The organism is Ruminococcus sp. 5_1_39BFAA, from assembly GCF_964240875.1.
In the GTDB taxonomy this organism is placed as follows: Bacteria; Bacillota; Clostridia; order Lachnospirales; family Lachnospiraceae; genus Blautia_A.
The window spans coordinates 1-10,582 of the sequence record NZ_CAXSVO010000052.1 but is presented as its reverse complement, the minus strand read 5'-3'; the positions used below and the strand labels follow the sequence as shown (position 1 = coordinate 10,582).

Genomic DNA, 10,582 nt, shown 5'->3' with positions numbered 1-10,582 from the left:
AAATGCTTGCATTTTCTAATGATTATTATGGAATGATTTTTAGGGCAACACAATCCGTCGAATTATTTTGCGCTTACATATTTCTCAATTTTCCATTCTACTGTTCAAACTTGTATCCGCTGCCAATCACCGTCTTAATGTATCCTTCTCCTAATTTCCTTCTGATCTGGCTTATCACATTTGCCACAGCCGCCCCGCAATGCTCCGGGTTCTCTTTCCAGACTTCTTCATAAATTTGCTCTTTGGAAAACACCCATCCTGGATGTTGAATCAGATAAGCCAATGTAAAAAATTCATGATGCGTCAGTGATACTTCCTCTCCATTTTTGTAAACAGTCTGCTCCTTCATGTGAACTACCAAACCAGAAAAAGTAAGAACATTTGAAGCATAAGATGGTTCTAAGGAATGTTCCACTGCTGGCTCATCCCTTAAAACATCCATAATCTTTTGTATCATATGCTCTTCTGAATCAGAAAAAGTTACAACCATTATTTTCCCATGCCATCACTCCATCATTTCCTGTCCAAAGCATATTATCCTATACTGTCATTTCTTAAAGCGTCTACCATGCTGCAATTCATCATCCGTTTTCCGCCAATATAATAAGCCAGAGCAACAAACCCGAAAATAGCCAGAATAAATATTACAATCGGTACAATCGGAACCTTCACCAAAAATTCCATCGGATTCAGATAGCTTGCAGTTATCATAAAACCGACAGACAATACTGTGAGCGGCAAAGTAATCAGTAATGGACGGCCGGCAATAACCAATGCTTCAATGCAGAACATTTTCCGCATACTTTCTGGCGTCATACCAACGGACATATACTGTGCAAATTCCCTCTTTCTCTGACGCAGAAACCCCAATGTATTAGAGAATACATTTGCAATTCCAATGACAGCAAGCAAAGCACAGAACGCTCCCAAAATCAGCATGGCGCCTTTCTGCATATTCTCGTCTGATACTTTTTCCTGGATACGGTTTTCACTTTCTACCGTATATTCACGGCCGATAACCTGTACGATATCTTTCTCTAATGCATTTAATTCCGTAAGCGTTATTCCGTCCTCGGCAAGTACCCGGATGTAGGTATCTGCCTCTGGATTCCCAATCTGTCCGGCGATTTTTTTCCACATAGACAGGGGAATGAATTGCACCAGCGTATAGTTCGCATACTCTTCCCTTAAAACCGGACTTTCCTGTGTAAACCCAAGCACTGGAAGTTCTACTGAATTTTCTCCCTGCCCGGCGTTCTGTAAGACGATTGTACTCTGCTCCTCTTTGATAAAGGGAACATATTCTTTGTATCGGAAATTGCTGTTTACACTGTCCCAGATACGGTTCAGTACAACACTTCCGGCACCTTCTGACGTTATGCCAATCTGCTCACAATACGCTTTAAAACCTGCATCATCCATAATCACAATAGGAGCCTTTACCAAATAGGAACCCTCTCCCACAGTTACGGAACTGCCTGCCACTGCTCCCAGACCGCCCAGTGTATTCACTTCCTCACTGATATACGTTTCTGGAATGAAGCATACTGCCTCAGCTTTCTGATACACAATGCTGCTCTTTACTCCCTGTAATTCGTTGATTTCTTCCGCCTGCTCTATATTCTCTATTCCTGTGTCTTTCACTGTTACCATCACATCCCACGCGTCCTGATATCTTTCAAAATAGGTATGGTTTGTGCTGATACCAGAAAGAGTAAAAAAGCACAGCATAACGGTAAATCCCAGGAATGAAAGGGTCAAAGACAGTGTGGATGTGCGAAATGCTTTCTTCTGTGCTTTCAATGCATTACCGGCCAGTTCACCTTCCACTCCAAACAGCAAGGAGAGGATACGGGAATGTTTTTTCTTTTTCAGCCGCAGTTCACCTGTATTTCGTATCGCCTCAAGCGGCGTCAGTCCGCTTAACTTCTTCGCTGGCAGCCATGCAGAAATGAATACAGTCAGTACGGATACCAGAATGGTAATCACAAATATCAGAGGATGGTACTTGAAAACTGCTTCATGCCGTCCGACCACATCTGCCGCCAATAAATTAATTGCTTGAATCACTCCAAAGCTAAGAGCAATCCCAATGATGCTCCCAACCAGTATCGGCACTGCACAAAGTGCTGCTGCCTCCTGCATCAGACAGGTGCGGATCTGTCCCGGTGTAGCCCCAATACTGGAAAAAATCCCAAACTGATGAATCCTCGCATTCATGGTCATCGCAAAAGAATTGTGGATAATCAGAATCAATGCCAGAGACATGATCATCAGTATCATCAGATAAAATGCCATCAGAAGCGGTGGTTCTGCATCCTGCGGATCGTGGATCAGATATCTGGATAGCAGCAGTTCATGATAGGATGCCGCATTTGCATCTAACCCGAGTTTCTTTGTGATGAGCGGCATATCCCGGTAAATGGTTCTGGTATTTTGAAAATACACATCTACCACTATTTCCGGTTCTTCCGATAGTTCTTCATTGACTGATGCGCTCTCCACGTTTGCAAAATTCTGTATCATGGCCAGATCATCTTCATCAATCTTACCTGTGATACGCCCCTGCCAGCCGCCTTCTTCTAAAACAATCTGTTCCACATCATAGTTCCAGAAATTGAAAAAAAGGCTGCACAGTAAAGACAAAAACAGCGCCGAGATGAATGCAGCAACCATGATAGATATACTGGAAGCGCGGTTCTGTTTAATAAAACTTGCCGAGTAATCTTTCCACATTTTGCTTACCCCCGTTTCTGATCACTGATAATGCGCCCGTCCTCTATTGTTACAATACGGTCTGCTTCCAGCGCGATCTTTTCATCATGAGTAATCAGCAGAATTGTCTGGTTCAAATTGCGGTTAGACAATTTCAGCATATCAATGATTTCCTTTGAGTTTTTCTGATCCAGATTCCCAGTCGGCTCATCAGCGAGTAAAAGAGCTGGCCGGTAGATCAAAGACCTTGCTATGGCTGCCCGCTGCTGTTGTCCGCCGGATAGCTGGTTTGGAAGAAAGTCCAGCTTATCAGCAATGCCCAATGTGTTTATGACCTGCTCGAAATACTCCTGGTTCGGTTTCCTTTTGTCCAGAGAAAGCGGCATGAGGATATTCTTCCGAACGGTAAGCGTAGGAATCAGATTATAAAACTGATAGACCAGCCCCACTTTCCTTCTCCGGAAAATAGCCGACTGTGTCCGGTTCATGGTAGAAATATCTGTTCCTTCCACTACAACTTTTCCTTCTGTCGGCTGATCCACACTTCCAAGAATATGCAAAAGCGTAGATTTTCCTGAACCAGATGCGCCTACAATAGCAACAAACTCTCCTTTCTCCACAGACAAATCAATCCTGTCTAAAGCCGTAACCTGATTATTGCCCGAACCATATACTTTTCGGACCCCTTCGCATTTTAATATTTCCATGACGTCCTCTCCTTCTTGTTATAGGCTGGCATTCACTGCCACTCAAAAAAAATGCTTTGCATTTTCCTCGTTGACTTGCACAGCATACTTCTGTATGCAGAGCATCCTCCTTACAAGTCATATTATAACAAAGGAAAGTGACATCTCAGTGACTGTACACCCTTATTTCAAAACACGCTCCGCCTTCTGGCAGATTCCGGGCAGTGATATTGCCGTTTTGCAGCTCAAAAATAGAATGCGCCAGGGACAATCCGATCCCTATTCCATTTCCGGCAGCACCTTTCCCCCGATAAAACCGCTCAAAAAGGTGTGGTATATCTTCTGCCTGAAAACCCTCTCCATCATCCCATATCAAGATCTCCGCATAAAGCGGATTGCTGGAATAATCACAATGTATCGTTCCTCCATGCTTAGAATGCTCCATGCAATTTTTCATCAGATTCATAAGGGCTTCCATTATCCACTCCATGTCTCCATAGATTTCAATGCACCCATGATCTGGAATATCCACAGAAACATTCTCTTTCAACAGTAGATCATTCAGGTTCTCCGCTGCAAGGTTCAAAGCAGTATAGATGTCCACCTGTGAAAATTCCATATGTAAAGTCCCAGCGTCAATCTTAGAAAGCGTCAACAATGATTCTTCTAATCTGTTCAACCGATCCAACTGTCTCTCGATCTGTTCTCCATAAATATTCGGTGTTGTATTCTTCATAAGCTGCAAAGAAAGAAAGGCGGAAGTAATCGGTGTCTTTAATTGATGGGCTATATTTGCCAGATTATCTGCAAAATTCACTTTTGCCTGCACCGCTGCCTCCCTTGTCTGATACAGAGATGTAACTGTCTTATATATTTCATCCTGGAGATGGGAAAATTCATCTTCTTTCACCTGTATGACTGTTCCGGCAGCACCAACATTGACCTGCTCCAAATAACTCGTCAGTTCCTCTATTCTCATTCGATTACGTTTATTCATACGCCATACAGTAAGCAGAAATCCACAGATCACCAGAAATATTAAAATTACAGAAGGAATGAAAAAGTTCCACGGAACACCTTCGCAGAATTCATTATTTCGATATCCATACTGCTTCAGGAACTGATTTCCTTTCACTTCCTGCTCTGCCAGCGTATGATATTGTTTCAACGCAGAAAGCACCTGCTCCTCTCCTTCCGGATGGTTTTCTATGATAATCTCACAAAATTGGGACACATGCTCAAAGGCAGTCTGCCGGTATTCATACTGCCAGAAAACTGTTATACCAATGATACTGACAACGCACACCAGCACCGGAATCAAAACCGTTAGTCTTTGTTTCCTTATCTCTGTCATATGCTCTCCTCCAGTCGATACCCAAAACTGCGTATGGTTTTCAGGCAGGTTGGATTGTGTAATTTCTCCCGCAGGCGCTTCATTGTCACGGTCAATGTATTGTCATTCACATAATTTCCGTTACTGTCCCACACCTGTTCCAATAGCTGTCTTCTGGTTACCGTTTTCCCTTTGTTCTTCATCAGCAGAAGGAGCAACTGATATTCCGGCTGACTCAACAGAATTTCTTCCTGTTCCCAAAAAACAGACATTTTATCTGTGTCAAGCGAAAGATGATCGCAGAAAAGCCGGGTTTCCTTTGTTTGCCCACTCCGGCGCAGCAATGCCAGAATACGGGAATGCAACACTTCCAACTCAAACGGTTTTACCACATAATCATCCGCTCCATTCTGAAATCCCTGAACAATATCTGCTGTTTCCCCCCGAACCGTTAAATAAAGAATCGGAAGCTGATTTCCCCATAAGCGGCGAATCCATTTACACAATTCATCCCCATTTCCATCCGGCATATTCCGATCCAACAAAAGGAGGTCTGGACATTTTCTCAGCAATGCTTGTTTCGCATCAGCGATACTATAAAATAAATGTACTTCCATCTGCCGGATTTGCAGATATGTTTTTACATTCTCCGCAATATCCCGATCATCCTCAACATAATATATGGTGGTCATTGATTTTCTCCTTATTGCGTGTATTTTCAACGCACACTGGTATACCCGAAGGGTATTTCCCCCTTAATAGCTTTTCTTCCATTCGACTTGATTTATCTCAAGCAAACATTCTGGTTCTTTTATTTTACCTCTAAAAGCTGGTTATCTCAACTCTCTAATCATTAACACAACACTAGAGCCGATAGTCGCATCTGTTTCCAAATGCCTGCTATCGGCTCACAATCACACAATCTGAAACTTATACCCACTCCCAACCACTGTTTCTATGTACGCGTCCCCGATCCTTCGTCTAAGGGAATACACCACATTCGCCACCGCCGCCCCGCAATGCTCCGGGTCCGCTTTCCAGACTGCTTCGTAGATCTGCTCTTTGCTAAGAACCCAAGATGGATGTTGGGCTAGATAAAGTAAGGTAAAGAACTCATGGTGGGTGAGGGGAACGGGAATGCCATTGTGGTAGACAGCCTGTTCGTTGATGCGAATTTCCAGATTGGGGAAGGTGAGGATGTTTCCCTTTTTTCCAGACAAAGACACCTCTGTAACATGGCACTGTATATTATCAGAAAGCAACGCCACTACTTCCTGAAGCAGAGGTTTCTCTGCTTCAACCATTAAAACATTTACTATATCGTTCACCTTTCAATTGAAATCTCCTATTTTCTATGCTTTACACTTTGTCATTTCTTTTCAATAAAATATGCCGACTTGCACATTCATTCACATGGGGATCGTGAGTAACAACAACAATGGTTTTTCCCTGATAGTTAAGCTCCTTCAAGATTTCCAGCACATAGTCCCGGTTGCGTTCATCAAGGCTCCCGGTTGGCTCATCAGCAAAGATGATCTGCGGGGATTTGGCAATTACCTTTGCCAGCGCCACGCGTTGCTGTTCACCGCCGCTTAATGTGTAAACTTTTCGCTTTTCATAACCTTGCAGCCCCACTTGATTAAGTGCATCCGCGATCAGACGCCGCTCTTTCTTTTTGCTGATGGCCTTAAAGTGTGTTGCAATCCGCATATTGTTTTCTACGGTTTCCGTATCAATCAGACCATAGTTCTGAAACAGGTATGAGATATGACGGCGGCGCAGACTGACCGCAGCGCGAGATGAAAAAGCCGGATTTTTCTGACCACACAATACAACTGTTCCGCTATCCGGGCTGTCCAGCAATCCCATCATATTCAGCAAAGTTGTTTTTCCAGCGCCGCTTTCGCCCATGATGGCAAGAAATTCGCCGCGCTCAATCTTCAAAGAAAAATTCTCAAATAGGGTTTTATCCCCAAACTTTTTACAGATATTGGACAAAATGATGTCTGCCATATTATTCAGCTCCTTTCACGATCTGATAAAGGTTGTTTTTGGTATATTCCCGGCTGACGATCAGGGTGATTGCCACTTCACCAGCAAATGCCGCCAGCAGGAGCAGATAGTTTAAGGATACTTTCATGCTCATGCTGATGAACCGAAGTACCACAACAACACCGGCATAATAAATGACCGTAACGATCAAGTGTTTTCGGATACAGCGCAGCATAGAATATCCCTCTATCAGACAGCAGGCGATTTTGCTCTTGTAGTTCTCGCAGTACAGCTTGGAGCTAAAGACAATCAGGCAAATCAAGCCGATCAGCAATACCGCCGATTGTGTGCCATATAACATCAGCATTTGCTGCTGGTGATTGACTGTTTCCGAAAAGGTAGAAGCAACCGAAGGCGTCTCCAGCGTAACCGACGCTATTCCAGCTTCTTGTAGGATCGGCAGCAACTCCGTATAAGCGTTTTGTCCAGGAGCCTTCAGGAAGTAGGCTCCTTTGGAACAGTAGCTTAGAACAAAAATACCCTCTAACTGTTCTTCATCAATCACCAGAATGACCGGTTCATCTAAAGCGCCATAATCACCGGTTCCCGTGTTTGCATTATAAGAATAGATTTTGCTGGCTGCTTCGTCGTAAGAAATAAAGTTCGCTTCCATTCCATAAGCCGCTTGGACAAACTCGCTCCAATTTTCTTTTTCTCGTTCTCTTGACGCCGGAAGCAGTACATTAAAACCAGAAGCAGAAAGTTGTTCGTCAGTGATCTGCATCCCATTCATATCATAGATCGGGTTAAAATCCAGGTAGTTGCGATTGACAGTGATGGATGTCTGACCAAATTCTTCCGCAGGCGTGCGGCCACTAATCAGATTGTATTCATAGTTACTGGAATCCACCAAAATACCGTTGTATTGCTCCACCGTAGCAGAATAAAATGATTTGTAGTTTTCAGCCAGGTTTTGGGTAGAAGCATTGCTTATATTGACAGGAACAGTAACATATCCCTCAACCTTATCCGCGATAAATCGTGATGCCTGCATCGTATGATACGAGATTGCGGCATTACGGACGGCGATGGATAGGAAAAAGATAATAAATGCAACGAATACCCCTTTTGCGAGAGTGGTGGTAAAATATATTCCCCGCCTTGGAACGCGCCCTTTGATATGTTCTGCGCTGTTCTGCCTGCAAATAAGCAATGCCGAGAGGACAAATCCAATCAGTACCACAGCGATCAAAATGGCTATGTTCGGCAAAGAGAACAGCATATATTGCGGCAGCGCAGTTTGATACAACGCCCCTGCCACGATCAGGGTCATAATCTCAATGATTAAGAAGCTGATTGCGAATACCGGGAATATGTCCTTGGCATCATCAGCCAGGACATCGCGGGTTGTGTAACCCTCCATTTTCTTCAGCACGTTCTTTTTGCCACCGGAAAGAACATAAAAGGCCATACTTGCCACCAGCATAAAAGACGGAACGAAGCCGAATAGAAAAATGGAAAACTGGCCTGAAATATAGGTTGTCGGATTTACTGTGACACCATATCCAAGCTGCCTGATTGCATCCACCACAGCGGACTGCTGGCCCATTTTCACATAATAGGTAGTAGCGGAAAGATCATGGTGTCCGGCATCGGTCCACGGATAGAATGAAATATCCTGCATGAGTGCCGAAGCGTTCAAACGATATACGGTATATCCGGCGGGTTCCGTAGTAGAAATACATTCGCCACTTTTCAACGGCTCATTTGCATTGGTGCTGATGCTCAAAAAATCTGCGGTGTGGCCGGTCTTGAAATATTGATAGTGAGCTTTACCCTCTACATTTTCAACCTGGCGAAGCATAATATCCGCATTGACCGTTTCCAATACGCAATCAATTTCCGCAAGGAAATCCGCATTGGTTATGCTTTCCGGTTTTTCAATGACTATGGTGATTTTGTCCCTCTCTATCCGATCAAGCGCATCAAAGGCAAAATTGAAACAGGACAACGCTGATAGGACGCTAAAGAGGATGATAAAACAAAATGTCATTAGTTTTCTCATTTTGTGTACCTCCCAACATAAAAAATACCCTGCCTTGATACTAAAAGTATATCAAGACAGGGGAAAAAGTGTTTTCGGTTATCCTGAGTGGCACATGATTTCTTTATGACTAAATTCTTGTGATTTTCTGACTGTCCAGGGGAAGCTGGATAATAAACTGAATGTTTTCATCCTCGCTGTATGCCGCAATCGTTCCATGATGCAGCTCTATAATTTCTTTTGCAATCGCCAGCCCTAAACCAGCGCCGCCTGTATCAGAGGAACGGGCAGCATCAAGTCGGTAAAACTGTTCAAATATCCGTTCCATCTTTTCAGGTGGTATCGTTGGCCCCTTGTTCTGGACACAAATTCTGATACTATCGCTTGTTCGCGTCAGGGAAAAGAAAATCTTTGTATTTGGATAGCTGTAATTCACAGCGTTGCGAATCAGGTTATCAACAGCACGTTCCAACTTGTCTGAATCACACATCATTTCTACATTTTCTGCAATCTGCAAATCCCATTCCAGCCCTTTTACCGCAAGGATAGGGTTAAATTCATAAGTCATCTGCATAAGCATCCGGCTAAGATGGGTTTGTACTGGCTCCAGAGATAACTTGTGTGTACTAAAACGGGTGATTTCAAAAAATTCATTGATCAGTTCTTCCAACCGTTGAGCTTTCTTTCTGGCAATTCCGCTATACTTATGAACCAGCTCCGGCGTGATTTCCGGCTCGTCCTCAATCAGCTTCAAATATCCGAGAACACTTGTCAGAGGTGTTTTCAGGTCGTGGGCGAGATATACCAGCAAATCATCTTTTCGCTGCTCAGTCTCTTGTACGCTCTTTATATTATTCAGTGTCTGCTCCCGTACCCGGTTTAAGTCATCCTCCATACTTTTCAGGTTCCCGGAAAGCATAATCGGCGCATCGGTAGGATGGGCCAGCTTTTGTGCTGCCTCCGCAACTTCGTCCAAATGCTCTAAAGGCCGCAGCATAAAACGATAAGAGATATACCCGCATCCCACAATCGACACCACAACCATAATAGGAATCATAAACGGCTTGAACGCCTGAAACGCTTCTGTCTGGTCAAGGTTTGTGGCTCCCATTATCATCAGAAACAGCAAATTGAGCAAAATATACGCGACTTCAAAGATAATAATGACTACGATAAACTGGATGGTTATTTTCAAGGCAAGCCGCTTATGAAAAACTCTGCTTCCAGTTTCTTGAGATGTCTGCTTATTCAATGGTATAACCCACCCCCCAAACTGTTTTAATGTACCTGGGTTTCCGAGGCGGTTCGCTCATTTTTTCCCTTATTCGGGCAATGTGCGCCATTACGGTATTGTTGTTGCTTTCAAAAAACTTTTCGCCCCAAATGGTTTCAAAAAGTTCCTCCGCAGATACAACTTTACCATGATTCTTGCAGAGATACCAGAGGATGTTAAATTCAAATGGAGTAAGTGGAAGTGCCTCTCCATTCAGGGTACATTTATGACTGGTGGGACAAATATACAATCCTTTATCATCATATTCTGTTGGTTCAGCAGCAAGGTCTACTGGACTGACATTGTATTGTTTATAGCGTCTAAGCTGTGTTTTTACTCTTGCCACCACCTCTAAAGGGTTGAAAGGTTTTGTTATATAATCGTCAGCTCCTAGTACAAAATTGCATTAATTTTTGAGTAATATTTCTATGGAAAATATTTCTAATATATGGAATAATTAAATCTTAACTTCCTGTAAAATTAACTCTCGTCATGTCCAAACAACGTATTATTCATCGTCAAAATCTTCTTCATCCCAG

9 protein-coding genes and 1 pseudogene are annotated in these 10,582 nt (G+C 43.3%); all 10 read right to left on the bottom strand.

Translation table 11 applies throughout. The features are described from left to right. Positions 1-97 precede the first annotated feature (97 nt). The gene (locus ACESZH_RS23025) at positions 98-457 is read right to left on the bottom strand and encodes a winged helix-turn-helix domain-containing protein (protein ID WP_262575822.1); all 360 of its coding nucleotides are present in this window, start codon (positions 455-457) and stop codon (positions 98-100) included. A 77-nt stretch (positions 458-534) separates the two neighbouring features. Next, positions 535-2,736, bottom strand: a complete 2,202-nt coding sequence (locus ACESZH_RS23020) for an ABC transporter permease (protein ID WP_373219380.1) — start codon at positions 2,734-2,736, stop codon at positions 535-537. Between the two features lie 5 nt (positions 2,737-2,741). Further along, the gene (locus ACESZH_RS23015) at positions 2,742-3,422 is read right to left on the bottom strand and encodes an ABC transporter ATP-binding protein (protein WP_158371541.1); all 681 of its coding nucleotides are present in this window, start codon (positions 3,420-3,422) and stop codon (positions 2,742-2,744) included. 145 nt (positions 3,423-3,567) lie between these two features. Beyond that, positions 3,568-4,755, bottom strand: coding sequence for a sensor histidine kinase KdpD (locus ACESZH_RS23010; protein WP_158371543.1), 1,188 nt, complete (start codon positions 4,753-4,755; stop codon positions 3,568-3,570). Then, positions 4,752-5,426, bottom strand: a complete 675-nt coding sequence (locus ACESZH_RS23005; RefSeq protein WP_373219383.1) for a response regulator transcription factor — start codon at positions 5,424-5,426, stop codon at positions 4,752-4,754. The genes ACESZH_RS23010 and ACESZH_RS23005 overlap by 4 nt, the downstream gene beginning before the upstream one ends. Positions 5,427-5,648: 222 nt before the next feature. Next, entirely contained in the window at positions 5,649-6,062 is a 414-nt protein-coding gene (locus ACESZH_RS23000; protein ID WP_373219385.1) for a winged helix-turn-helix domain-containing protein, read from the bottom strand. A gap of 31 nt (positions 6,063-6,093) precedes the next feature. Next, the gene (locus tag ACESZH_RS22995; protein WP_373219387.1) at positions 6,094-6,747 is read right to left on the bottom strand and encodes an ABC transporter ATP-binding protein; all 654 of its coding nucleotides are present in this window, start codon (positions 6,745-6,747) and stop codon (positions 6,094-6,096) included. Position 6,748: 1 nt separating this feature from the next. Next, positions 6,749-8,791, bottom strand: coding sequence for a hypothetical protein (locus ACESZH_RS22990; protein ID WP_373219389.1), 2,043 nt, complete (start codon positions 8,789-8,791; stop codon positions 6,749-6,751). Between the two features lie 109 nt (positions 8,792-8,900). After that, positions 8,901-9,965: a sensor histidine kinase gene (locus ACESZH_RS22985; RefSeq protein ID WP_373219980.1), complete on the bottom strand. Its 1,065-nt coding sequence runs from the start codon at positions 9,963-9,965 to the stop codon at positions 8,901-8,903. A 49-nt stretch (positions 9,966-10,014) separates the two neighbouring features. Further along, a pseudogene (locus ACESZH_RS22980) lies at positions 10,015-10,437 on the bottom strand (response regulator transcription factor); the annotation flags it as partial. Positions 10,438-10,582 lie beyond the last annotated feature (145 nt).

What these genes read in the sequence shown, in the direction of transcription:
- ACESZH_RS23025 (WP_262575822.1), bottom strand. Translation starts at nt 457, where the DNA reads ATGATACAAAAGATTATGGATGTTTTAAGGGATGAGCCAGCAGTGGAA.
- ACESZH_RS23015 (WP_158371541.1), bottom strand. Translation starts at nt 3,422, where the DNA reads ATGGAAATATTAAAATGCGAAGGGGTCCGAAAAGTATATGGTTCGGGC.
- ACESZH_RS23020 (WP_373219380.1), bottom strand. Translation starts at nt 2,736, where the DNA reads ATGTGGAAAGATTACTCGGCAAGTTTTATTAAACAGAACCGCGCTTCC.
- ACESZH_RS23005 (WP_373219383.1), bottom strand. Translation starts at nt 5,426, where the DNA reads ATGACCACCATATATTATGTTGAGGATGATCGGGATATTGCGGAGAAT.
- ACESZH_RS23010 (WP_158371543.1), bottom strand. Translation starts at nt 4,755, where the DNA reads ATGACAGAGATAAGGAAACAAAGACTAACGGTTTTGATTCCGGTGCTG.
- ACESZH_RS22990 (WP_373219389.1), bottom strand. Translation starts at nt 8,791, where the DNA reads ATGAGAAAACTAATGACATTTTGTTTTATCATCCTCTTTAGCGTCCTA.
- ACESZH_RS22995 (WP_373219387.1), bottom strand. Translation starts at nt 6,747, where the DNA reads ATGGCAGACATCATTTTGTCCAATATCTGTAAAAAGTTTGGGGATAAA.